Source organism: Nitratidesulfovibrio liaohensis (assembly GCF_011682075.1).
Lineage (GTDB): Bacteria > Desulfobacterota > Desulfovibrionia > Desulfovibrionales > Desulfovibrionaceae > Cupidesulfovibrio > Cupidesulfovibrio liaohensis.
On the sequence record NZ_VSMK01000775.1, the window covers coordinates 1 to 558 of the forward strand.

1 protein-coding gene is annotated in these 558 nt (G+C 72.8%); it reads left to right on the forward strand.

Features of this window, described 5'->3' with window-relative positions; all coding sequences use genetic code 11:
• Window positions 1-558, forward strand: a 558-nt coding sequence (locus tag FVW27_RS19075; protein ID WP_167128328.1) for a TolC family protein, incomplete at both ends; no start/stop codon positions are given.

Consider the following 558-nt stretch of genomic DNA (forward strand, 5'->3'; position numbering starts at 1 on the left):
GCGCGAGGCCGGGGCCAGCCTTGGCCCCACGGTCACCGGTTCCGCCTCCGGCACTCGCAGCCGCTCCGGCACGGGCGAGGCCCAGTCCACCGGGTCGCGCGATGGCAACGTGTATGCCTCCGGTCTGGACATGGCCTGGGAAATCGACCTGTTCGGGCGGCTGCGCGCCACCCGCGAGGCACGCGTGGCCGATGCCCAGGCGGCGGAAGAGGACCGGCGGGACACTCTGGTCACCCTGCTGGCGGAGGTGGCAACCCAGTATGTGATCCTGCGCCAGGCCCAGAACGAACTGGTCCTGACCCGTGACATCGCGGCCAGCCGGGCCGAAACCCTGGCCCTGGTCACCGCCCGGCGCGATGCGGGTCTTGCCGGTGACATCGACGTGGCCCAGGCCGCCGCGTTGTGGCATGCCGCGCAGGCTGATGCCGCCGATTACGAAAACAGTGCCTGGGCGGCCCTGGCCCGTCTGGAACGCCTGACCGGCGCGGCACCCGGCGAATTGCGCCCCGTGCTGGAACCGGCCGCGCCCATTCCGGTGCCCGCGCGGGAGGTGCCCGT